The 22483-nt window shown below is 35.6% G+C and carries 24 protein-coding genes; 11 read left to right on the top strand and 13 right to left on the bottom strand.

Translation table 11 applies throughout. The annotated features are described in order from the left end of the window. Positions 1-51 precede the first annotated feature (51 nt). Positions 52-1080, bottom strand: coding sequence for a tetraacyldisaccharide 4'-kinase (lpxK, locus tag AC2A1G_RS04595; RefSeq protein ID WP_484045765.1), 1029 nt, complete (start codon positions 1078-1080; stop codon positions 52-54). A gap of 284 nt (positions 1081-1364) precedes the next feature. Here lpxK and truA point away from each other — a divergent pair, with 284 nt between their 5' ends. The 6 genes from truA (at position 1365) to AC2A1G_RS04565 (ending at position 6840) form a co-directional block, all read left to right on the top strand. Beyond that, complete coding sequence (truA, locus tag AC2A1G_RS04590) at positions 1365-2096, top strand: tRNA pseudouridine(38-40) synthase TruA (protein ID WP_484045764.1); 732 nt, start codon at positions 1365-1367, stop codon at positions 2094-2096. A 75-nt stretch (positions 2097-2171) separates the two neighbouring features. Beyond that, positions 2172-2513, top strand: coding sequence for a hypothetical protein (locus AC2A1G_RS04585; RefSeq protein ID WP_484045763.1), 342 nt, complete (start codon positions 2172-2174; stop codon positions 2511-2513). 5 nt (positions 2514-2518) lie between these two features. Then, positions 2519-3106, top strand: a complete 588-nt coding sequence (locus tag AC2A1G_RS04580; RefSeq protein ID WP_484045762.1) for a Crp/Fnr family transcriptional regulator — start codon at positions 2519-2521, stop codon at positions 3104-3106. Positions 3107-3497: 391 nt separating this feature from the next. Continuing rightward, positions 3498-4268, top strand: a complete 771-nt coding sequence (locus tag AC2A1G_RS04575) for an alpha/beta hydrolase (RefSeq protein WP_484045761.1) — start codon at positions 3498-3500, stop codon at positions 4266-4268. A gap of 130 nt (positions 4269-4398) precedes the next feature. Beyond that, complete coding sequence (locus AC2A1G_RS04570; protein ID WP_484045760.1) at positions 4399-6150, top strand: ABC transporter ATP-binding protein; 1752 nt, start codon at positions 4399-4401, stop codon at positions 6148-6150. Between the two features lie 477 nt (positions 6151-6627). Beyond that, on the top strand, positions 6628-6840 hold the full coding sequence (locus tag AC2A1G_RS04565; RefSeq protein WP_262149192.1) for a hypothetical protein: 213 nt from the start codon (positions 6628-6630) through the stop codon (positions 6838-6840). A gap of 57 nt (positions 6841-6897) precedes the next feature. Here AC2A1G_RS04565 and AC2A1G_RS04560 read toward each other — a convergent pair whose 3' ends face one another. Beyond that, positions 6898-7422, bottom strand: coding sequence for a DUF6702 family protein (locus tag AC2A1G_RS04560; RefSeq protein ID WP_484045759.1), 525 nt, complete (start codon positions 7420-7422; stop codon positions 6898-6900). 274 nt (positions 7423-7696) lie between these two features. Then, the gene (locus tag AC2A1G_RS04555; RefSeq protein ID WP_484045758.1) at positions 7697-7945 is read right to left on the bottom strand and encodes a hypothetical protein; all 249 of its coding nucleotides are present in this window, start codon (positions 7943-7945) and stop codon (positions 7697-7699) included. Positions 7946-8011: 66 nt separating this feature from the next. Here AC2A1G_RS04555 and AC2A1G_RS04550 point away from each other — a divergent pair, with 66 nt between their 5' ends. Beyond that, a complete protein-coding gene (locus AC2A1G_RS04550; protein WP_484045757.1) occupies positions 8012-8590 on the top strand; it encodes a HupE/UreJ family protein in 579 nt (192 codons plus the stop codon). A gap of 61 nt (positions 8591-8651) precedes the next feature. After that, positions 8652-11033, top strand: a complete 2382-nt coding sequence (locus AC2A1G_RS04545; protein WP_484045756.1) for a M1 family metallopeptidase — start codon at positions 8652-8654, stop codon at positions 11031-11033. Positions 11034-11158: 125 nt separating this feature from the next. On the opposite strand, the gene AC2A1G_RS04540 is transcribed toward AC2A1G_RS04545, so the two are convergent. Further along, the gene (locus AC2A1G_RS04540) at positions 11159-11527 is read right to left on the bottom strand and encodes a winged helix-turn-helix transcriptional regulator (RefSeq protein WP_484045755.1); all 369 of its coding nucleotides are present in this window, start codon (positions 11525-11527) and stop codon (positions 11159-11161) included. 78 nt (positions 11528-11605) lie between these two features. On the opposite strand from AC2A1G_RS04540, the gene AC2A1G_RS04535 reads away from it, so the two are divergent. Then, positions 11606-12490 carry an NmrA family NAD(P)-binding protein gene (locus tag AC2A1G_RS04535; protein WP_484045754.1) on the top strand — a complete coding sequence of 295 codons (885 nt, stop codon included), beginning with the start codon at positions 11606-11608 and terminating at the stop codon, positions 12488-12490. Between the two features lie 78 nt (positions 12491-12568). Here the strand turns inward: AC2A1G_RS04535 and AC2A1G_RS04530 are convergent, their stop codons facing one another. Then, positions 12569-13930, bottom strand: a complete 1362-nt coding sequence (locus AC2A1G_RS04530) for an RCC1 domain-containing protein (RefSeq protein WP_484045753.1) — start codon at positions 13928-13930, stop codon at positions 12569-12571. Between the two features lie 152 nt (positions 13931-14082). After that, complete coding sequence (locus AC2A1G_RS04525; protein WP_484045752.1) at positions 14083-15357, bottom strand: alkaline phosphatase family protein; 1275 nt, start codon at positions 15355-15357, stop codon at positions 14083-14085. Positions 15358-15635: 278 nt separating this feature from the next. Between AC2A1G_RS04525 and AC2A1G_RS04520 the strand changes: the two genes are divergently transcribed. Beyond that, a complete protein-coding gene (locus AC2A1G_RS04520) occupies positions 15636-16697 on the top strand; it encodes a YcjF family protein (RefSeq protein WP_484045751.1) in 1062 nt (353 codons plus the stop codon). Between the two features lie 85 nt (positions 16698-16782). Further along, positions 16783-17346, top strand: a complete 564-nt coding sequence (locus AC2A1G_RS04515) for a uracil-DNA glycosylase family protein (protein WP_484045750.1) — start codon at positions 16783-16785, stop codon at positions 17344-17346. 268 nt (positions 17347-17614) lie between these two features. Here AC2A1G_RS04515 and AC2A1G_RS04510 read toward each other — a convergent pair whose 3' ends face one another. The 7 genes from AC2A1G_RS04510 to AC2A1G_RS04480 all read right to left on the bottom strand — a co-directional run bounded on the left by AC2A1G_RS04510 (position 17615) and on the right by AC2A1G_RS04480 (position 22456). Continuing rightward, a complete protein-coding gene (locus AC2A1G_RS04510; RefSeq protein WP_484045749.1) occupies positions 17615-18358 on the bottom strand; it encodes a T9SS type A sorting domain-containing protein in 744 nt (247 codons plus the stop codon). Positions 18359-18476: 118 nt separating this feature from the next. After that, positions 18477-19004: an ankyrin repeat domain-containing protein gene (locus AC2A1G_RS04505; protein WP_484045748.1), complete on the bottom strand. Its 528-nt coding sequence runs from the start codon at positions 19002-19004 to the stop codon at positions 18477-18479. Continuing rightward, the gene (locus tag AC2A1G_RS04500) at positions 19001-19546 is read right to left on the bottom strand and encodes a YceI family protein (RefSeq protein WP_484045747.1); all 546 of its coding nucleotides are present in this window, start codon (positions 19544-19546) and stop codon (positions 19001-19003) included. The genes AC2A1G_RS04505 and AC2A1G_RS04500 overlap by 4 nt, the downstream gene beginning before the upstream one ends. A 12-nt stretch (positions 19547-19558) precedes the next feature. Continuing rightward, the gene (locus tag AC2A1G_RS04495) at positions 19559-19900 is read right to left on the bottom strand and encodes a hypothetical protein (protein ID WP_484045746.1); all 342 of its coding nucleotides are present in this window, start codon (positions 19898-19900) and stop codon (positions 19559-19561) included. A gap of 1 nt (position 19901) precedes the next feature. Then, complete coding sequence (locus AC2A1G_RS04490) at positions 19902-20744, bottom strand: DUF5777 family beta-barrel protein (protein ID WP_484045745.1); 843 nt, start codon at positions 20742-20744, stop codon at positions 19902-19904. Between the two features lie 123 nt (positions 20745-20867). After that, on the bottom strand, positions 20868-21518 hold the full coding sequence (locus AC2A1G_RS04485; protein ID WP_484045744.1) for a Crp/Fnr family transcriptional regulator: 651 nt from the start codon (positions 21516-21518) through the stop codon (positions 20868-20870). Positions 21519-22150: 632 nt separating this feature from the next. Next, complete coding sequence (locus tag AC2A1G_RS04480) at positions 22151-22456, bottom strand: DUF3467 domain-containing protein (protein WP_484045743.1); 306 nt, start codon at positions 22454-22456, stop codon at positions 22151-22153. Positions 22457-22483: the final 27 nt, after the last annotated feature.

Below are 22483 nucleotides of genomic sequence, written 5' to 3'. Positions count from 1 at the left end.
GTTAAAATCACAACTTTTCTCGCCTTAAATTTTTATCCTGAACAAATTTATTTAATATTGTTTTCTGACGAAATTCATAATCTCCTGATTGAATTCTTCTTTTTTATCGATGACAACATTGATTGGCCAGTAGTAAACGAGATCTCTTAAATAATCGAAAGTTTTCAGACGGACGAAGTCTTTTTCTGTTGTTAAAATCAATTTGTACTCGCCCAGTTTTTTATATTCAGCTAATATGTTTTTGATGTCTGCATCAGTAAAATTATGATGATCTCTGAATTTCAAATGTTTTACACGCTGGGAAAATTTAGCCAAATGAGTCAGCAGAGGTTTCGGATTGGCAATTCCTGTAATCAGAAGAATATCGTAATAATTCAGATTGTTATCAGGTAGCATTTTTTCTCTTCCGTACACGTTTTCATCATATCCGATGGAGGAAAAAAATACTTTTTGCCCACGCTCAGGCCGTATTCTTGAAATGTAATACTGCTTGGTTTCATCCGTGAGTTCATCCGGACATTTGCTTACCATAATGATGTCTGCACGTTTCACTCCGGCGCGCGATTCTCTTAAATCTCCGGCAGGAAGCAAATAATCTTTAAAATAAGGATCATTAAAATCAGTCATCAGAATATTTAATCCCGCCTTAATCGCTCTGTGCTGAAACGCATCATCGAGAATTAAAACATCAAGATCCATATCTTCAATCACTTTTTTGGCTCCGGGAACACGTTCTTCAGAAACTGCAATGACGAATCTGTTTTTAAATCTTTCAAAAAGCTGCATCGCCTCATCGCCTACCGTTTTGTAGTTGCTCTCGTAGTTTGTAATGCCATAACCTTTAGTTAATCTTCCATAACCTCTTGACAAAACGCCGGTTCGATATTGTTTGGAAAGACTTTTCGCCAGATACATGACCATCGGCGATTTTCCGCTTCCGCCCACGGACAGATTACCGACGTTGATCACCGGTGTGCGAAATTTTGTAGATTTAAAAATCCCCAAATCATAGAGTGTATTACGCAAACCCGTTACAGTCTTATAACCCAGAGAAAAAGGATAGAGATACCATCTTTTCATATGTAGATATCTATTTTTTTTTAATTGCCATATGTTATCGCCATATCTTCATTGGTGTTTACAACAAAATTTTTTTGTGATGGCGATTTCATACGGTGGCAAAAATAAGAATTTTAAAACCTATAAAAGGATGTTTTTAATCAGTTTTCAAAATAATCTATAAATTTTTATCATCAAATTAAAGTATTTTTGCAGGATGTTTTAGGAGGAAGGTAAATGCAGATTATTTAGAATAAATGATTTCTTAATTTGAATTTATTTTAAAATTAAATTTAAAAATTGCTTTGAGATATTTTATTGAATTTTCATACAACGGAAAAAATTATTTTGGTTACCAGATTCAGCCAAAAGATATTTCTGTGCAGGAAGAACTGGAAAAAGCGCTCTCCACTATTTTAAGGGAAGAAATTAAAACTACAGGAGCGGGACGAACAGATACCGGAGTTCACGCAAAAAAAATGTTTGCCCATTTTGATACCGAACAAATCTTAAGTGACCAGCTTTCACATAAACTCAACAGTTTTTTGCCTGCAGATATTTCCATTAAAAGAATTTTTAAAGTTAAAGATGATTTCCATGCCCGTTTTGATGCTACTTTCAGAACGTATGAATATTATATTTCTTTGGATAAAAATCCTTTTACACAGGATTCAGCCTGGCAACTCTGGAGAAGGAATATCGATGTTGATAAAATGAACGAAGCCTGTAAAATCCTTTTTGAATACGAAGATTTTACCAGTTTTGCCAAACTCCATACCGACAACAAAACCAATCTCTGCAAAATCTACAAAGCAGAATGGGAACAGAACGGAACTGAATTGAAATTCACCGTTTCAGCCAACCGTTTCCTCAGAAATATGGTGAGAGCCATGGTAGGAACGATGATTGAAGTCGGTGCCGGCAAAATACAGCCGGAAGATGTACGAAAAATTATCGAAAACAAAAACCGAAATTCTGCAGGAACTTCTGCACCTGCGCACGGATTGTATCTGGTGGATGTGGGATATGAGTTTTAAAAAAACGAATTTCACAATAAAACACACTTTATAACCATAATAATTTTTATATTTATTATCTAAAAACTAATAAATATGCTTTCAATTTTTATTTTAGTAGGTGCTTATCGTTACTACGCACAACTGGCAGAAGCCTACAGAAAGGTCAAATGGCATTATGGTGTGTTGGCAATTGCAATATACATCGGTTCTCAACTGATTTTCGGAATATCATACGGTGTTTATCTGGTGCTGACCGACCCTGACTCAGTTAACAATATGAACTATACCGGTTTTTCTCTAGTAAATATAATTGGTTGGATTCTCTCCATCATTGTTGTTTATATCGTTTATACATTTTTAAAAAGTAATTTTAAAAAACAAAGCTTAAGAAAGCCTGCTTACGAAATTGAAGAAATAGGAAAAAAAGAACTGTGACAGATATGACGGCAATCGAAAATTTAGCTTTTGCTCTGAACCATTTCGCAGATCTTTCAGAAGAAGATTTCAAACTTTCTGAAGACTTCTGGCATCCGAAAGAGTACAAAAAAGGAGAATTTTACAATCTTCGCGCAACGGTTTGTACTTATTTTGGGTTTATTGTTGACGGCGTTTTCCGATCTTATACAATTGACGAAAAGACAGGAGAAGAAAAGAATGTTTTTCTGTATTCCGCCAACGGATTTGTGGTCTCTTTCAAAAGTTTTATCAACCAGATTCCCTGTGATTATCATACGCAGGCTTTGACGGATGCTACCATTATTTACATTCGCTATACAGATTTGATCTCATTGTATCAGCAGTCGCATCAGTGGGAAAAATTCGGAAGACTTTTGGCTCAGGAAGCTTTTAATGTGACGATGTCAAGGATTGAAGGCTTTATTCTGAAATCTCCCGAAGAGCGGTATTTAGATTTGATGAAACAGCATCCTGATATTTTCAATAACGTTCCTTTATATCATATTTCTTCATATTTAGGAATTCAGGGACCGTCTTTAAGCAGAATTAGAAAAAGAATTTCAGGGAAGTAAATTAATTATTCTTATTTTTTATTTGGGCAGCTTCACCTTCTTCCACTCCCGCTTTTTTGTCTCCGCTTTGCTCCGGCAAAAAGAGCTCCGTTCAAGCCGGGCTGCTGCAATTCGCTGCTAAAAGAGATAAGTGAAAAGTAAAAAGAATCAAGTAAAACTTTCCCCCAATTTTCCAAATCTGCGCAAAATATTTTACTATATGTTCTTTGCTGAGTTTACGCCTTTGCGAACAAAAATGTTTTCAATAATTTTAAAAAAATCTTTGTCCCGAAAATTCGGGATTAAAAGTCAAAATTAAAATTTAAATTAATTCTTACGATTTTAACCAAAGTTAAAATTATCTTCAGTTAATCTGTGCAACTTTGTCTCATAATTTAAAACAATATTTATTATGAAAACAAAAACTATCGTATTGATTCACGGGTTGTTCGTAAACAATACAAGCTGGAAAAACTGGAAAACTTATTTCGAAGCACAGGGTTTTACTGTTCACACTCCATCCAATCCCGGACATGAAGGAAATCCAATTGATTTAAAGAAAAATATTCCTTCAGAACTGAAAAATGTAGGTTTTGATGATACGGTACAAAATTTAGTAAAATTCATAGACAAACTACCTGAAAAACCTATCGTAATTGGACATTCATTTGGTGGACTTATGGTGCAGAAACTGATTGATATGGAAAAAGCTGTTGCCGGTGTAAGCATCGATGGCGCTCCTCCAAAAAATGTGATGGCACCTTTTTCAACAGTAAAAATTGTTTGGCCTGTTGTGAATTTTTTCAAAGGAAACTCTCCGTTTTTAGGATCTAAAGAATGGTATCACAAAGCTTTTTTCAATAATTATTCTAAAGCGGAAAGCGATAAATTGTATGAAACTGTTGCCGCTCCTGAGAGCAGAAAATTAGCAAGAGATCCGCTTTTCAAATCTTTAGCAAAATTAGATTTAAACAAACCTCACGAACCGTTATTATTCATCGCCGGTTCTAATGACAATATTTTTCCTGCAGCATTTTCCAGAAAAATCGCAGAAGCTTATAAGGACAGAAACAGTATTGTTGATATTAAGGAATTTGAAGGCAGAAGTCACTTTATCGCAGGCGAAAAAGGTTGGGAAGAAGTTGCAGAATACATTTTGAACTGGTTGAGAAAACTGGCGTAAGATATATTTGCTCAATTACAGTAATCGGAAATATTTCATGACTATTTATTGACTTGTAAAGGCTGTAAAATTTTAAAGCCGTAAATTTGCAGAGAATTTTTCAAAACAATTCTTTACGTCAATTCTATAAATGAAAAAACAAGATACCTGGGCAATTGTAAAAAGGCTTTTCTTCATCGGTATGAAGTTTCGCACCTGGTTTATTTTTACCCTGATTATTTCTATCATACTGTCTATCGTTTCTACTTACAGGCCTTATCTCACAATGCAGATTGTGGATAATGACATCACGAAACTGAAAGACAAAGCCCTGATGATGAAGCATATTTATGGCTTGGTCGGATTGGTTTTTGCGGAGACGATTTTAAATTTCTTTTTGGTTTATTTTTCCAATTATATTTCACAAAATGTTATCAGAGACATTCGTGAAAGGCTTTATAACAAACTGATTTATTTCAGAACTGCTTTTTTCGATAAGACACCGATTGGTCAGTTGGTAACGCGTGCCGTGGGCGATGTTGAAACGATTGCTACGGTTTACACAGATGGTTTTCTGATGGTTTTCGGTGATGTTTTGAGAATTATTTTCGTCCTGTTTATGATGTTTCAGGTGGATGTGCATTTGAGTTATATTTCTTTGGCGATTTTACCTTTGATGGTGGTAATCACGCGATTTTTCCAGAAAAAACTTAAAAAAGCTTTTGGGGATGAAAGATCATGGACTTCAAATCAAAACTCGTTTGTGCAGGAAAGACTTGCGGGAATGCCTATTATTCAGGTATTTAACAGACAGCAGGCTGAATTTAAAAAGTTTGACGACATTAATATTACTCTGAAAAGTGCTTTACTGAGAACGGTATTCATTTTCTCGCTGTTTTTTCCTGTGGTTGAATTGATTTCTTCACTTTTCATCGGATTTGTTCTGTTTTATGGAGGTTATATTACCATCAGTGCAGGGGTTGTGATTGCATTCATTCAATTTATTTCGATGTTGATTCGTCCTTTGCGACAGATTGCAGACCGATTTAATAATATTCAAAGAGGAATTGTAGGTGCCGAGAGAGTTTTGGGAATAATGGACGAAGATTATGCGATGCCAAACGAAGGTAAAGTTTCCAAAGATCATTTTGAAGGAAAAATTGAGTTTAAAGATGTCCGTTTTGCCTATGACGATAAGCAGGAAGTTTTAAAAGGAATTGATTTTAAAGTAAATCCGGGAGAAACTGTAGCGATTGTCGGGGCAACAGGTGCAGGAAAATCCACGATTATCAGTTTGATTACAAGATTGTATGACATTAATTCAGGTGAAATTTTCATTGATGATGTTGAACTGAAAGATTACGAACTGTATAATCTGAGAAGTCACATTGGCGTTGTTCTGCAGGATGTTTTCCTCTTCCACGGCAGTATTTTTGAGAATCTGGCGTTTGGTGACGAGAGCGTTACTCTGGAAAAAATAAAAGCCGGTGCAAAGGAAATTGAAGTCGATGACTTTATCGAAAGTCTTCCCGGCGGTTACGAATATGTGGTAAGCGAAAGAGGTTCATCTATTTCACTTGGACAAAGACAGTTGCTTTCATTCTTGAGAGCTTATTTATCAGATCCAAAGATTTTGATTTTAGATGAAGCGACGTCATCAATCGACCACGAAAGTGAAAAACTGATTCAGAGAGCGACTGAAAAAATCACCAAAAACCGAACTTCAATTATCATTGCCCACCGACTTTCGACCATTGAAAAAGCCGACAAAATCATTGTGATGGAGCACGGAAAAATTGTTGAAGAAGGTAAACATCTTGAGCTACTCGATAAAAACGGCTACTACTCTACTTTGTACAAAGCGCAACTCAGACATGAATTAGAAATTGATGAAAAACTGTGATACTTTAAAAATATCTGCATCAGTTTTTCATATTTTTTTATTTGTTGCATGTTTCCGCGTATTAATTAGCTTAAATAACGTCAAGATCTCAAGAAAGATCCCCGTTTTTCCATAGCTTAAAGGATTTTTAATACCACAAAACCCATAAAGTTTAAATTTTTTTAAATTTTTTTTTCTGCTTGATTTTGACAATACCCAGCTCGCCTTTCTTAAATGATTCGTTCAGAATCATTTATGCAAAGTCTCATCAATTCAACATTTGTTAATATTCAGTTAATATTAAATTCACTTTTGATTAATAACTATTCACTTAGGTATAGTTTTTGTAATTAAGTTAAAACTTAAATTTTAGACGCAACCCTATGGTTAATCGAAAACAAATTGCTATATTTATTAAAAATTTAGCAAATCTTTGACTTTACAAGGGGCTAAAACTAAAATTACTGACAAATTTTTAACTTAATACAAAATATAAAGATGAATAATATTCAAGACGAATTTCTAGTTTTAAAAGAAGAATTGAAAAAACTGAACATTGATGTAGAGAAAATTGTAAAAGTAGGGAACGGCAGCATGGATTTTCATGAAGTTTTCTATAAATCTCCAAGATACGAGGAGGTAAAAACCGTGTACGTACAGCGTCACAATCTTGACCATCTGATAGAGAAATTCAAGGAGGTTTATCCTTAAACATAAAAAGCGTCGCATTTCAATTGAACTGCGACGCTTTTGTTTATGTATTCACTATCAGAAATTCCCGAACAGATACCGGTTGGGATAACTTAATTTTTCACTCTTCCGGTTTCCATTGATAATTAAATGTACAATGTTGATTTGATCATCGAAATAATTGTACAGAAAACTTACAGCGGCTTCCACTTTCTTCGGTTTTTCAACCGGTTCAGTTTCCAGATAGACATTTACCGACTCATGATCTTCTTCGTAACCAACATAATTTATCTTTAAAAATTTTCCGTCGGATTTCAGTTTTAAATATTCTGCACTGTAATTTTTTAAGGCTTCATTGAGTTGAATTTTAAATTTGGGATCATTAAAATGAAAAGGCTTCCCATATTTTTTTCCTAAAGCATTTTCCAAATCATCCATAAAAAACCTTCCAGTAATCTCAAAGGTCTTTGAAGTTTTATTGTGATTAATTTCTACAGAACCAACGTGATAAGGGTGCCTAAAAGAAGTAAGAAACAAGGCAAAAGAGCCAAGAAGCAAGTAAAATGCGAGAGACAGCAGCGATTTGAAGAGTTTTTTTTTCATTGAAGAAGTTCTAAAATTTTTCATGGGTCTTGTCGCATATCAAAAAAGAGAAGGATAGTGATTAGATTATCGTTTTCTTTGCGAAAAAACATTCTAACGTGCTTTTTACCAATTAAAGCACTTTTTGTTTTATAAACAGAATTCTGAAAACGATTGTAATTACCATTTTCAAGATTATTAATAACTCCTCTAACGTCTTTTAAAAAATTAGATACTTCTCGATTTGTCCAAATCCGTTTGAGAAATATAATATTCTCAGAAAGTGTCTGCATGGCTATTTTTGAGAATCTAACTTCCATAGTTCTTCATCAAGAAATTGATCAAATTCTTTCTTAGAAATCATATCTTCTTCATTTAAAGTTTCACCATACTTTTCGATAGCTTCAAAAACATGAACCGGCAATCCTTCTATATTTTCGTATTCATTTTCAATAGACACCGATTTCACACCCTTTATCTTCTCTAACAATTGTTTTATAAATGCGAAATCCTCCTTATTTTCTAATTCTATATTGACAATCATGACACTGAAATTTGGACAAAGTTAAAATAATTTCCGTATAATCGCTTTTTTAAAAACGAAACTGAAATGCAGGATTTTTTATTCTATCTCAATCTCGGCTGGGAACACATTATTTCTCTGGATGCACTTGATCATCAATTATTTGTCTTAGCTTTAATCGCAATCTATTCGTATTCCGACTGGAAAAAAATACTGGTTCTGATTACCGCTTTTACCATCGGACATTCCGTTACTTTAGCACTTAGTATATTAGACATTGTAAGATTGCCATCAGACTGGGTGGAATTTCTGATTCCTCTGACCATTGTTCTGACGGCTTTGGGAAATATTTTAATGAAAAATAAAAAACAGTCGGGGAATAAAACCAATTACTATTTAGCCTTATTTTTTGGTCTGATTCACGGTTTGGGATTCGCCAATACAGCACGTGTGATGATTGCCAAAAGCCAAAGCATTGCTGTACCGCTTTTCGGTTTCAATGTTGGACTGGAATTGGGTCAGATCGTGATTGTCGCTACAATTCTGGTGATATTGTTTATTCTTTTAAACCTATTTAAAGTCAACAAAAAAGACTGGATTCTCTTTGTTTCATCGGGTGTTTTTGCACTTTCCCTGAAAATGACTCTGGAAAGACTTCCTTTCTGATCGATTTTATTTAATTTACAATTACTTATCATTATATTTACAAATTCTTAAACTGTTGATAATGAAATTCAAAATAACCGCATTTGTCCTTTTGGTTTTTTCTGCTGCTCAGGGGCAGAATATCCTCAATAATCCGGGAAGTAACCATGGAAATAAATTTGAGCAACTGGGAGGAATTTTACCTACTCCAAATATATACAGAGCTGCTTCAGGAGCTCCGGGACATGGCTATTGGCAGAATAGAGCAGATTATGATATCACTGCTTATCTGGATGAGGACAAAAGAAATCTTAAAGGATCTGAAACAGTTACTTACTACAACAATTCACCTGACGATCTTGATTACATTTGGCTCCAGCTCGATGAAAACCAACAGTCCACCGTTAAAAAAGCAGACTATCAGTCGTCTTCAACTTTACCTAAAGCAACCACCGACCAGCAACTGAAAGCTACAGAACTTCCTGTAAAAAATAACGGTTATGGAGTGAATTTAGAAAAAGTAACAGACGCATCAGGAAATCCTTTGAAATACACGGTCAACAAAACAATGATGCGGATTGATCTTCCAAAAATTTTAAAGAAAGGTGAAAAATTTGTCTTTAAAATTAACTGGAATTACAACATTCCGAACCGTATGCAGATGGGCGGCAGAGGCGGATATGAAAATTTTGCAGAAGACGGAAATGACCTTTACACCATCACACAATGGTACCCGAGAATGTGCGTGTACAGCGACTTTCAGGGTTGGCAGAATCACCAGTTTACAGGACGAGGGGAATTTGCCCTGGTTTTTGGAGATTTTAAAGTAAAAATGAATGTTCCGGCTGACCATTTGGTGGGTGGAACTGGAGAATGTAAAAACTATAGTGAAGTTCTAACTGCTGCACAGTATTCAAGATATCAAAAAGCTGAAAGCGCTTCTGAACCGGTGGAAATTGCCACTTTGGATGAAGCTAAAAAAGCAGAAAAGAATCATTCAAAGCAAAGAAAAACATGGGTTTTTGAGGCTAAAGATGTAAGAGATTTTGCGTGGACTTCCTCAAGAAAATTTGTCTGGGACGGGATGAGAGTTACTATTCCTGAAAACAACAACAAGGTAATGGCAATGAGCTTTTACCCAAAAGAAGCTTACGGTTTGTATAGAAAATTTTCAACAAAGGCTGTTGCTCACACCATTAAAACCTATTCAGAATTCACGATTCCTTATCCTTATCCGGTAGCGCAGTCTATCGAAGCTTCCAATGGGATGGAATATCCGATGATCTGCTTTAACTATGGACGTACAGAGAAAGACGGAACGTATTCTGAAGCTATTAAAAACGGAATGATTGGCGTTATTATTCATGAAGTCGGGCACAATTTTTTCCCGATGATCATCAATTCAGATGAAAGACAGTGGAGCTGGATGGATGAAGGTTTAAATACTTTCACAGAATACCTTACCGAAGAAAAATGGGACAATAAATTCCCGTCAAGAAGAGGACCGGCATGGACGATTGTGGATTATATGAAACTTCCAAAAGATCAGCTGGAACCGATTATGAGTAATTCTGAAAACATCATACAATTTGGACCAAATGCGTATGCAAAACCGGCTACAGGACTGAATATTCTTCGTGAAACCATTATGGGAAGAGAACTTTTTGATAAAGCTTTTAAAACTTATGCAAAAAGATGGGCTTTTAAACACCCTGAGCCTGCAGATTTCTTCAGAACAATGGAGGATGCATCCGGTGAAGACCTCGACTGGTTCTGGAGAGGATGGTTTTACGGAACTGATCCTGTAGACATTTCTATTGAAAAAGTAACAGTTGCAACTCCCGATTTCGACACTCCGCCAAGAACTGCTTCGGAAACAAAATATAAAGTAGATGCACCAGTTCAAAATAAATACGATGACATCTCAAAAATGCGAAACAGAGAAGATAAATCTATTGTTTTTGAAGTTGAAAAAGACAAAGATCTTCAGGATTTTTATTACAGATACGACCGCGGACAGGAAAAAGTGAATACCGACAAGGAATATTCATTTAAATCTGACGCCACTTCACCACTGGAAAAATCTGATAAGGAAAGACTGAAAAACATTACTGCCTATCAGATTGACTTTGCCAATAAAGGCGGTTTGGTAATGCCACTGATTTTGGAATTTACATTTGAAGACGGTTCAAAATTAAAAGATAAAGCTTCGGCTCAGATCTGGAGACAAAACGAAAAGAAAGTTTCAAAAACCTATTATTTCAGTAAAAAATTAAAATCGATTCAGCTGGATCCTTTGAGAGAAACAGCAGATATTGATACAGATAATAATTTCTGGAGCGCAGACAACAATACAGCTGAAGCTTCAAAATTCCAGTTGTTTAAGCAAAATCAGCAGGGATCTACAAGAGGCGCAAGCAACGGAAAAGTGAATCCGATGCAGGCTGCGGGACAGAAAAATTAAGATTGTTTCAATATATAAAATAATTCCGGCGAGCTCTCAGAGTTCGCCGGAATTGTTTCCAACAAATTTAATTTACCAGATAGATTTGCATCTTAGCCTTTATAATATCGTTCCGTTGTGATTTTTTATTTCTTTATATATTGTCCTTCCATTTCTTTAAATGCCCATTCTGCCATTGAATGAATGACAGGAATTAAACCTTTTCCAGATTCGCTCAAATGATAAGTTACATGTGGAGGAACAACAGGTTTTGCAGTTCTTATAACTAAACCATCGCTTTCCAGTTGTTTTAAATGTTGAATAAGCATCTTTTCTGTTATTGCAGGAATTGCCCGTTTCAGTTCACTATATCTTTTCTCACTCGTTGAAAGATGATATAAAATAATAGGTTTCCAATATCCACCGATTTTTTCCATCACATAAGTAACTGGACAAAGATCTAATGCATATTTTTTATTCTGCTGAATGGTAGAGCTTTCTTTAATCGCAGTCATAATACATACTTTAGGGTAAGTACTTGTATAAAAGTTTGTACAAATATACCTTTGTCTCAGGAAATAAAAAAATATTTTATGAAAATTGTAATCACAGGTTCATTAGGAAATGTAGCAAAGCCACTTGCTCAGCAATTAATTGCAAAAGGAAACAATATTATTATAATCAGCAGTAATGACAACAGGAAAAACGAAATAGAAGCTTTAGGAGCAAAAGCAGCCATTGGATCTATTACAGATTTAGATTTTTTAATTGAGACTTTTGAAGGAGCAGATGTCGCTTTTTTGATGACACCTCCAAATATGGGTGGAATAAATATTGTTGAAAATACAATTAATGCAGGAAAAAATTATGCAGCAGCCATTAAAAAAACTGGAATAAAGAGTGTTGTAATGTTAAGCAGTATCGGGGTAGAGTCTCCTGTGGAAAACGGACCCATTAAAGGCTTGCATTTCATTGAGCAATTCTACAATAAGCTGGAAAATACTTCTGTTACCTTTTTGAGAGCTGGGTATTTTTATTTAAACTTTTTTAATGATATTCCTTTAATTAAAAATGCTGGAATTATTGGAGCAAATTTCCCTGAAGATGCTACAGTTCCATTAGTTCATCCTATCGATATTGCTAAATCTGCAGCCGAAGAATTGCTTAAAAATTCAGAAGGTAAAAATATAAGATACATTGTAAGTGATGTGCGTAAAGCGTCTGATTTTGCAAAAATCTTTGGAAATGCTATTGGAAAACCTGAGCTTCCATGGGTTGAATTTAAGGATGAAGATTCTTTAAACGGTATGCTTCAGGCTGGAGTTCCACAAGAAATGGCAGAATTATATACAGAAATGGGAAGAGGAATCAGAACCGGTGTTGTGCAAAAAGATTTTATTGAACATGGCTCTGTTGTTGATGGCGATATAAAGCTGGAAGAATTTGCAAAAGAGTTTGCAGAAAAGTTTAATTCTTAATTTTAATAAAAATAGTTTCGGCTTAATAATACTTGCCGAAACTATTTTTAAACCAATTTTATATTGTAATATTCTTTGCTATTCTTTAATAATTTTCTGCTGAATGATTTGTTTTTCAGTTTTGATTTTAGCAAAATAAACTCCCGGGGGAAATACCGAAAGATCAACTACTTTTTCTGATGATTCCTGGCTCCACACTCTGTGACCTACAACATCGAAAACATCGACAGATACAATCTTTTCACCAGTTTCAATTGTAAATTCTGAATGAGTAGGATTTGGATAAATACTTAGAGCCTTTTTACCTTTTGCATCATTTACAGACAAAACGATACATTCTACATAAGTAGGTACATTTTTATCAAGAGTGGTATTATCACCGATCTGACCATAAATATTGTATCCGTAGGTCCAAAGCGTCCCATCATTTCTCAGGGCAAGACTATGTAAATTACCAGAAACCACACTATTCCAGGTAGAAATATTACCAATTTGTACAGGCAAATTTTTATCTGTAAAAGTTCCGTCACCTAAACTTCCATACGTATTGCTGCCCCAACTCCAGAGAGTTCCATCAGATTTCACTGCTGTACTGTATAAAGTTCCGGCACTGATGCTCTGCCAATTTGCGGAACTTCCAATTTGTGTAGGAATTAATCTGTTGACGTTGGTGCCGTCGCCCAGATTTCCATTTTGATTTGTACCCCAAGCCCAAAGCGTATTATTTGTTTTCAAAGCCATGCAATGAGCCGGGCCTGCGCTGATGCTTTGCCAATTGGTATCTGCCCCAACCTGCTCTGGGATATTGATGATGTAACCTACACCATTATTTCCTAAGAGGCCACTTACGTTTTGTCCCCACGTCCAGATTGTCCCATTACCTGTAAGAGCCATGCTATGCCTTTCTCCCGCACTGATTTTTGACCAGTTAGTAGACGTCCCTATCTGAGTAGGTATATTTTTATGCACAGTCGTTCCATCTCCCAACTGACCTTCGGTATTTCTTCCCCAACACCATAGCGTACCGTTGTTTTTTATGGCCATACTGTGCTGAAAGCCACCGCTGATACTTTTCCAATCGTTTGCAGTACCCACCTGTACAGGATAATCTTTTTTAACGGTTGTGCCATCACCAAGCTGACCTGTGGCATTCCAGCCCCATGCCCAGAGCGTTCCGTCATTTTTTATAGCTAAAGAATGCGTATATCCTGCCGCAACCATTTTCCAATCTTTCTGCGTTCCCAATTGTACAGGTATAAGCTTATTGATATTTGTACCATCACCCAATTGTCCATTATTATTCCAGCCCCAACCCCAAAGCGAGCCGTCACTTTTTACAGCAATGGTAAAACAACCTCCTCCACTTATACTTTTCCAGCACTGTGACTGGCCAGCGACAGAATGAACGATTAATAAAAAAAGTAAAATTATTATTCTCATATTTCAATAATTTAAATTCAAAACAGATAAAATCACAACACAAAGGCAATAATTCTATAAATTTAGAAAAAACAATTTAAAAATCACTTATTGAAGAACAACAATCGATTCATTATGAGAATATTCTGTAGAAAAAAATGAAAATTTATATTTTATTTCAGCGTTTTTTTCAGAACTTTTAGTTTTCCGTCTATTTTATTTTCAATTTTTAAACCTAAAATTTCGGTTACGAGTGGATAAACATTTACATTTTCAAACTCTTCTATCACCTGATGATTGCTGAATGAATACCCCCAAGCGAAAAAAGTAGCCTTCATCTCAGGAACTATTTTCGGATCATAACCATGTTTTCCGATGGAAGTTTTCTGATCTTTAAACAGGAAAACTTTTGGTGCTTTTGGAATCAGCAAAATTTGTCCGATTCTGTTGTATCGATCATCCCTTGTTGCAAAATGCAGATATTTTGGTAGTTTTTTATCTAAATAAACTTCGTAATCATCCGTTTTACTTTTCTTTAATTCGTTAAAAACACTTTTAACCTCATCATTATTTTTAACATAAACTCTCAACAATGTTTGAGAATTATAAAGGTCAAATCTGTTTTTATCTAAAAGCAAAGCCGGAATTTCAAGCGGATTTCCTCCATCAACGGTAATCATTCCATGATCTGAAACAAAGATGAAATTGACATTCTTTAAACCTAAATCATTTACTTTTTTCACCAATTCTCCAATGGCATCATCCACTTCATGAACTGCCTGTTCGGTTTCCTTGGTTTCAGGTCCGAAATGATGTCCTGCTCCATCAACTTCCGGAAAATACAGTGAGATAAAATGTGGTCTTTTTTCTTCCGGAAGCTTCAACCAATTCACAACTTTATCTACTTTTTGTGATGGTGAAAATTTTTCGTGATAATGATAATAGTAGGTCGGTCTTTTTCCACCTGCATCACTTCCAGAACCTACCCATTGCAACGATGCCGACAAAACTCCCTGTTTTTCAGCCAAAGCCCAAAGCGGAGTTCCACCGTACCAAGTTCCGTCTTCTGCTTTTTCCTGCTTGCTCATCAGGTACATTTCGTTTCTTTTATAATCGAAGAAAAAATTATCAATTAAACCATGATGAGAAGGATACATCCCCGTAATCAACGACCAGTGATTGGGAAAAGTAATACTCGGATAACCCGGAATCATTGCCTTTGCCTGAACTCCCTGATTTGAAAACTGTAAAAGATGTTGAGCGTTATATTTTTTAGCATAATCATACCTGAAACCATCCGCAGAAATCATAATAACGTAAGGTTTAGACTGAGCTTCAATGCTATTCTGCCTGTTCGGAATTACAACTTGAGCGGTGTCTGCAACAGTATTTTGAGCTGACGATAAAAATGAAATAATGAATAATAAGAATGAAAAAATTCGTTTCATGAAGAAAATTTCTGCAAAGGTAATATCTTAATTCTTTAGGTTAAAAATTTAGAGTTTAAATAAGAATTAACTTTCCAGTGAAATAAAAAATTTACTATATTTCACTCACAAAAACTAAGACCAATAAACTTTCTCCATTTACGGCAACCCGTAAAAAATCTCAAGGACCTTTATTTAGCTTAGCGTAAAAATTTTAAAATACTTTTTACACGGACGTGGTTTGTCTGGGTTGGGGAGTAGATTTGTGGAATTATAAATTATAAAGAAATAAAATTACAATGACAAATTTAGATGACATCATTAAAGAGGCTATGGAAAAAGCAAAAGGAAAAATGAAAAAAGTAAATATATTAATAGCTGGAAAAACAGGTGTTGGAAAATCCACTTTAGTAAATGCTGTTTTTGACGACAACCTAGCTACAACAGGATCAGGAAAACCCGTAACTCAAAACATTACAGAATACAGAAAGGAGGAATCACCAATAATTCTAATTGACACAAAAGGTCTGGAAATTCAAAATTACAAGAGTATTATTACTGATTTAGAAAATTATATTAATTCAAAAAATAATGACTCTAATCCAGAAAATCACATCCACATAGCATGGATTTGTTTAGATGAGAATTCTAGAAGAATAGAAGATGCCGAAATTGAATTGACAAAATTTTTATCGGAAAAGATTCCGGTTGTGGCAGTTATAACAAAGGCAATAAATGATGATGGTTTTAGACAGAAAGTAAAAGAACTTTTACCTAATATTAAAAATGCTGTACGTGTAAATTCAGTACCTTTTAAAATCGGAGAGATAGATGTTCCACAATCAGGTTTACACGATTTAGTTGAACTATCTATGGAACTTTTACCAGAGGCACAACGAAATGCCTTTGCTGCAGCTCAGAAAGTTGACATAAGTCAAAAAGTCAAAAGATCACACAAAATCGTTGCAGCTGCAGCAATTACTGCAGCTGGTGCAGCTGCAACACCAATCCCTTTTTCAGATGCAATAACAATTGTCCCAATTCAAGTGAGTATGTTAGCTGGAATCTCTTATGCATTTGGTTTAAAAACTGACAAAGCTTTACTACTAACTTTAGTGAGCTCAACAATAACTGGAGGTGCAGGATCTCTTGCTGGTAGAGCAATTGTTTCAAATTTAATAAAGTTTATTCCTGGAATTGGTTCAATAGCAGGTGGCGCAATAAGTGCGACGGTAGCAGCAACAATAACTACTCTTTTTGGAGAAGCTTATTTAAGAACACTTGAAGTTTTAAGTAAAAAAGGAACAATTAATATGTCTGATGTTACCGAAGAATTTAAAAAACAACTGAAACTTAAATAATATCTATTCTAAGAATCAATCTGTATCTAAAACCTAACGGGTTTTAAAAACCCGTTAGGTTTCTTTCTTTTAAAACAAAAAAACAATGCCCCACCTCAGCTTCTCCCCCTGGATTGGAAAAAACTACAGCCAATCACGCTACGGAAAACTTTTAATCATCGGAGATTCTCATTATTTTAATAATAGGCCTCCTAATAATCTGCAAGATTTCACTAAAGCTCAGATTGCTGAATTGGATGATATTGCGGGAAGTTTTCATAAAACGATTCTGAAGATTTTTGGCTATAATCAACATGCAGACTTTTGGGAGAATGTGGCTTTTGCAAATGCTGTTCAAAGTGCATTTACAAGTTCAGACCAGATTCCGACTATGGCAGAAAAAAATAAGGCTGAACTAGCTTTCAGAGAATATTTGGATATTTTAAAACCTAAAAAAGTGATTGTTTTTTCGAGCCGTTTGTGGGAGCATTTTTTTAATAAAGCAGGATGGGGAAATCATGTAGGAAAAATCAATGACCGATGGAATGTAAGAGATTTAGATTATTCGGGAGGAAACTGTATAGCGATTGGTCTGCATCATCCTTCGACAAGAGGTTTTAATGTTTCTGAATTTCAAAATATTGTTTCTGAATTTCTCAGGAGTTATTAATCAAGAATTTCAATTACAAAGGTGTCGCTCCTACGGAGCTTCATATGTCTATGCTAGGATTTTCTACAAAGGTTTTGCTCTTACAGATCAATTTAGGATAATGCCAAGAATGCATGCATTTATTACAATATGGTTCGATTTTAATTATAACTATTGATGGAAACGGCAATAATAAATGTTTCAATAGCGCTATTGTACTAAATAAAAATCATTAGAACATTTGTTACATAAAACAAAAAAAACCTCAGCTTTCACTGAGGCTTTCATCTTATTGTTTAATCAATTTCTCAAAGGTCTTGCTGCCATCTTTTAAAGCAATTTCAAAATAGTAGCTGCCAGATTTTAAATCAGAAACATTCAGGGTTCCCCCATCTAACGTGACAGATTTAACTTTTCTACCGGTTGATTCAAAAATATCAACAGACTTTATCTGATCTGCATTTTTGAAGCTAACGGATTCTTTAGCAGGATTTGGGTAAAGCACAACTTTTTTACTTTCTGCCAACAAATCTTTTGTGCTTAATGTAGCACCCATCGTTAAAGAAGCATAGCCACGGCTTCCGCCATGATAAGCGATTCCTGTCCCTCCACCTGTTCTTGCGTAGAAAATATTGATTGTCCCTGCAGTATTGGGAATGGCAAAATCGCCCGCTCCGCCTGTCAGTGATCTCGTTGCTACAACGGTTCTTGTGCTTCCTGAAACTGTATTTGAAGTTTCAGTCCAATCTTGAACAGTGTCTGGAGAAGGTGTTGTAAATCCACCAAAAGTATAATCCCGGCTTGCCGATGAGTTATAAATAAAGCCATCCGCTCCACTTGCCATCCCTGAAGATCCAAAGCCAATTCCCATCATAGAATTGCTGTCGCCAATCAAGGTAATTGTAGCTGTAGTGGCGTTTGTGTCTAATTTCACCGTCATGGAAGCAGCTGATAAAGTTACTGTTCCGGATGAAAACTGAGCCTGTGCAAAGGTTGCAAAAGCCAAACTTGAAATGAGTAGAAGTTTTTTCATATATGGATATTTATTATTTTTTAATTGTCATCCCGAACAGTCGGGACAAGTTATGGAATCGCTCATGATTATCAGTGTTTGTGTCTCAATTTTGGTTGATGGCGATTTCATATAATTTTTAATTTTTTAAAAGGTTTACAATTTCTTTATTGTCTGATTTTAAAGCATATTCAAAAGGTGTCATTCCCTCTGAATCTTTCATTGTTTTGTCGGCTTTATATTGAAGTAAAAGCCCGACCAACTCTTTGTTTCCAGCTTTCACTGCCCAAAATAATGGTGTCGTTCCCGTGCTGTCTGCAATATTTGGATTTGCATTTTTCTTTAATAAATGCTCTGCCAAAGATTTGTTATAACGTACTGAGAGTCCAGCCAAAGCTGTACCATCCTGACTTTTGTAATCGAGATCTTTCACATTGTCTATTAAAAAATCTGCGACCTCAACATTTCCCCGATAGCACGCTAAGATTAATGGTGAAAATCCGTTTTCATTGGTTTGATTGATGATATCCGGATTTGTTTTCATTAAATCTTTCAATTCTGCCACCGTTCCGCTTCTTGCAATATCAAATACTGATTTTGCCTTTTCCTGAGCAAATCCAAATGATAAACTCAGAAAAAAAACTGTGAATAGAATTAGTTTATTCATTGTTTCACGAGTGTATAATTGTACTCTACGTTCACATTTTCAGCAACTTTTTTCATCACCATTTTCGGGATGGTTACTTTGAAATCTGCTGATTTTGCAACAAAATTTCCTTTCAGATAGATCTTTCCGTCTTTGGCTGAAATCGTTGCCGCTGAAGAAACATTTCTGTCAACACCGTGAAAGTTTAATACGCCCTGAACGGTAACTTTCTGAGGGTTTGCAGTCAGTTTTGTTTTATCAAAACCTACCACTTTTCCTTTAAATGTTGCCTTTGGATATTTTGCAGTTTCTGCATAGCTTTCATTGAAATGCTCTTCCATCAGTTTCACTTTAAATTTAAAGTTTTTCACCACTGAAACCGACGCCATTTCTCCGTTATCCGCGTTGAGAACCACGACATTACTGTCATCCTGCGCAAAAACATCTTCAAACATCGGAACGGATGCTTCAATGGTTACTTTTCCCGTCTTGGAACTGTATTTCTGGGCTAAAGCAAGATTGCTCAGCAGTAATGAAGTCAATATTAAAAGTAGATTTTTCATTTTAAATAATTTTTAGTTTTCAATAAGACCGTCAGCTTTCCATTTGATGAAAAGATTGATCTGAGTGGCTGACAAAGATCCGCCCTGAGGCATTTTCAGAGGATCTCCGCTTGGTCTTTGAATCCGGTTAATAATAATATCGATGTTTGCTTTTACCAGATTGTAATTATTGAGAGGTTTGAAACCTGACACAGAATGACAACTGGTACAATTGCTTTCCATAATCGGTTTTAAATCTGATTCATATTTTACCACACTAGTAATCGGCGTGTTGTCTGAAATCTCTTCGTAGGTTCTGCTTTCACAGGATGTAATGAAAAGAATCAGCGCTGCTGTGTACAATATTTTTTTCATTTTAAAATACTCTGTAAAGGTTAAACCCAAAGAAAATCTGTCCTTTTTCCCACTTTCCGGTTGCGTTGGTCAGGTAACCAATATCAGAATTCAACTGGGAATTACTGAACAAAAGCTGAAAAACGTGACCTCCGGTTTCAATATCCATTCCCAGAGACAATGGATTTTTGTAGAAACTGTTTTTATCAAAATTCACAAAATACTCTGCGTTGATGGAAATTCTTTTTGAAATTTTGTAACGTCCGCCCAATCCTGTCAGGAATTGATTGTCGTTTTCAATCGTTGGTTCGTAGAGATTTTTGTGAACGTAAGACGGCGATAACTGAAGCGAAAAGTTTTCATTAAATCTTCTTGAAATCAAAGCCTGCGTGAGGTAAGAAAGTCTGTCGCCGAACTTAAGATGCGGATAGGTATCTTTATCCAAATCTGTATTCAAAGCCATCACATTGTACCCTACCAAATCTACCGGTACGTTTTCGTTTTGTTTCAGTAGCCTGTATTTTGCTCCTAATTCAAAGGTTTTCATGTTGGTTTCTCTGGATAGGCTTAAAGAAATTCCGTCGGTCAAACCATAAATCGCTCCGAGTTTGGTGGAAGCGTCGTCTAATCCGAAAAAGTTTTTGAAACCTTCGCTCACATCTCCAAAACGGTGTGCGACTACAAAATACCACTCATTTTTTGCAGTGAGTTTAGTAGATTGTCCGGTAACGATTTGAAGGGCTTTAAAAGCTGGTGGCGAGGCTGTGCTGTTGGTTGAAATGGTGTCGATATCTTTGAGCAGATCTTCCTGCGAAAAGGCAAGAACTGAAGAAAACATCGACAAAAATAAGAGAGTTTTTGTCATATAAATTTAGTTAGAAATTAATACAACAAACTTAGAGACTTCCCTTTTTAAAAGTTGGTGATAAAAGTCACCGATGATATTGTTTTTATCAATTGAAATTATAAAATTATTAAAACAAATTTATTAGAATATACTAACATTTTCAGCTTCTGAAATTCTAATGCCTTCCCGGCTTTGGGAAATTTCGCCTTCGTTCTCAATTTTTTTCATAACTCTGCTCACCACTTCCCTTGATGTGCCAAGGTTGGTGGCAATTTCACGATGGGTCAGTTTAATAGGATGATTGCCTGTGATGGCAATCTGCTGTTTTATGTAGCTGAGAATTCTCTTGTCGAGTTTATGAAACACGGCTTCATTGACCATATTCATGACGTCTGTGAAACGTTTGTCATATTCCTGAAAAAAAAGTTTGCTGATGGCAGGAAAACGGAGCAACCAGTCATGCATCACAGAAACCGGAATGAGCAAAACTTCAGAATCTTCTTCTGCTACTGCATAGATCCGGCTGATGTAATCGGAAAAAATAGAAGAGAACGTCATCATACAACTATCATTTTCTCTCACGTAATAATAGATAAGTTCGCGGCCGTCATTAAGTGTGAAAACTCTGACGGAACCTTTGATAAGAAAAGGTACGAACTTGTTTTTCTGCCCTTCTCTTACGATTTCAGTTTTGGCTTTTACGGTAGAGATGAGGGCATGTTTACTGATTTCTTTTAAAAATTCTGAGCCTAAAAACCCAAATTTCTCAACAATAAACTGATTATCTAACATATTTTTCAAATAATTACGGAATCAAAGGTATAAAATTGAAAATTATGGATGTTAATTATTTTTAATGTGTTGTAATTTTGAGTTATTCTAAATAGTTGATGGTGGGAAGATGGGAGAAGGGAGATGGGAGATTGTTGAACCCTTCGGGTTCTTTTGTAGTGCGCATTATTTTATTACCATAGGTTTCACCTACGGCTATTAAAATTTAACCCTGCGGGTTCTTTGTGATGTGAATAATTTTGCGTCCACAGGTTCACGTAAAGCTATTCGAATTTAATCCTGCGGGTTTTTTGTGATGTGAATGATTCTTTTCTACGAACACAGGTTCACGTACAGCAATTCGAATTTGACTCTGCAGGCTTTTTGTGATGTACATAATTTTGCGTCCAAAGATTCACGTAAAGTTATTCAAATTTAATCATACGGTTTTTTATGAGATGTTGAGAAAAAGCGGAATTTTACGCCCCGACCTGAACGGAGCTCTTTTTGTAAGCGAGGGGAAATGCAGTGGCACAAAAAAGCGGGAGTGGAGGGCGGATAAAGGCGCCCAAATAGAATATACCAGAGTTGTAAGCACAAAAAAATACCCTGACTTGCGTCAAGGTATTCTTTATATTTGATTAAGATAAATCTTAAGCGTTTACGTTGTTTCCTCCTAATACGAAAGGCTCAACTTCCTTGATTTCTCCAAACTGCTGCTCGTAGTTGGTGATATTTTGCTGAAGTGCAGCCAAAACTCTCTTCGCGTGAAGAGGTGCCAAGATTACTCTTGATCTTACGTTTGCCTGCTGTACACCTGGCATCATCTGGATGAAGTCTACTACAAACTCAGATGGTGAGTGGTTTACTAAAGCAAGGTTACAGTAAACTCCTGAAGCTACCATTTCGTTTAACTGGATGTTGATGTTTCCGTCTTGTGGATTTTGATTGTTGTCCATTTTATAAATTATATTTTTTAAAATTGA

It is taken from the genome of Chryseobacterium sp. HNCC26DJ240, from assembly GCF_057180485.1.
This window is presented reverse-complemented; position numbering and strand designations above follow the sequence as displayed.

Coding starts and splice junctions, on each gene's coding strand:
- lpxK (WP_484045765.1), bottom strand. CDS start 1,080: ATGAAAAGATGGTATCTCTATCCTTTTTCTCTGGGTTATAAGACTGTA.
- AC2A1G_RS04585 (WP_484045763.1), top strand. CDS start 2,172: ATGCTTTCAATTTTTATTTTAGTAGGTGCTTATCGTTACTACGCACAA.
- AC2A1G_RS04580 (WP_484045762.1), top strand. CDS start 2,519: ATGACGGCAATCGAAAATTTAGCTTTTGCTCTGAACCATTTCGCAGAT.
- AC2A1G_RS04575 (WP_484045761.1), top strand. CDS start 3,498: ATGAAAACAAAAACTATCGTATTGATTCACGGGTTGTTCGTAAACAAT.
- AC2A1G_RS04570 (WP_484045760.1), top strand. CDS start 4,399: ATGAAAAAACAAGATACCTGGGCAATTGTAAAAAGGCTTTTCTTCATC.
- AC2A1G_RS04565 (WP_262149192.1), top strand. CDS start 6,628: ATGAATAATATTCAAGACGAATTTCTAGTTTTAAAAGAAGAATTGAAA.
- AC2A1G_RS04560 (WP_484045759.1), bottom strand. CDS start 7,422: ATGAAAAAAAAACTCTTCAAATCGCTGCTGTCTCTCGCATTTTACTTG.
- AC2A1G_RS04555 (WP_484045758.1), bottom strand. CDS start 7,945: ATGATTGTCAATATAGAATTAGAAAATAAGGAGGATTTCGCATTTATA.
- AC2A1G_RS04550 (WP_484045757.1), top strand. CDS start 8,012: ATGCAGGATTTTTTATTCTATCTCAATCTCGGCTGGGAACACATTATT.
- AC2A1G_RS04545 (WP_484045756.1), top strand. CDS start 8,652: ATGAAATTCAAAATAACCGCATTTGTCCTTTTGGTTTTTTCTGCTGCT.
- AC2A1G_RS04540 (WP_484045755.1), bottom strand. CDS start 11,527: ATGACTGCGATTAAAGAAAGCTCTACCATTCAGCAGAATAAAAAATAT.
- AC2A1G_RS04535 (WP_484045754.1), top strand. CDS start 11,606: ATGAAAATTGTAATCACAGGTTCATTAGGAAATGTAGCAAAGCCACTT.
- AC2A1G_RS04530 (WP_484045753.1), bottom strand. CDS start 13,930: ATGAGAATAATAATTTTACTTTTTTTATTAATCGTTCATTCTGTCGCT.
- AC2A1G_RS04525 (WP_484045752.1), bottom strand. CDS start 15,357: ATGAAACGAATTTTTTCATTCTTATTATTCATTATTTCATTTTTATCG.
- AC2A1G_RS04520 (WP_484045751.1), top strand. CDS start 15,636: ATGACAAATTTAGATGACATCATTAAAGAGGCTATGGAAAAAGCAAAA.
- AC2A1G_RS04515 (WP_484045750.1), top strand. CDS start 16,783: ATGCCCCACCTCAGCTTCTCCCCCTGGATTGGAAAAAACTACAGCCAA.
- AC2A1G_RS04510 (WP_484045749.1), bottom strand. CDS start 18,358: ATGAAAAAACTTCTACTCATTTCAAGTTTGGCTTTTGCAACCTTTGCA.
- AC2A1G_RS04505 (WP_484045748.1), bottom strand. CDS start 19,004: ATGAATAAACTAATTCTATTCACAGTTTTTTTTCTGAGTTTATCATTT.
- AC2A1G_RS04500 (WP_484045747.1), bottom strand. CDS start 19,546: ATGAAAAATCTACTTTTAATATTGACTTCATTACTGCTGAGCAATCTT.
- AC2A1G_RS04495 (WP_484045746.1), bottom strand. CDS start 19,900: ATGAAAAAAATATTGTACACAGCAGCGCTGATTCTTTTCATTACATCC.
- AC2A1G_RS04490 (WP_484045745.1), bottom strand. CDS start 20,744: ATGACAAAAACTCTCTTATTTTTGTCGATGTTTTCTTCAGTTCTTGCC.
- AC2A1G_RS04485 (WP_484045744.1), bottom strand. CDS start 21,518: ATGTTAGATAATCAGTTTATTGTTGAGAAATTTGGGTTTTTAGGCTCA.
- AC2A1G_RS04480 (WP_484045743.1), bottom strand. CDS start 22,456: ATGGACAACAATCAAAATCCACAAGACGGAAACATCAACATCCAGTTA.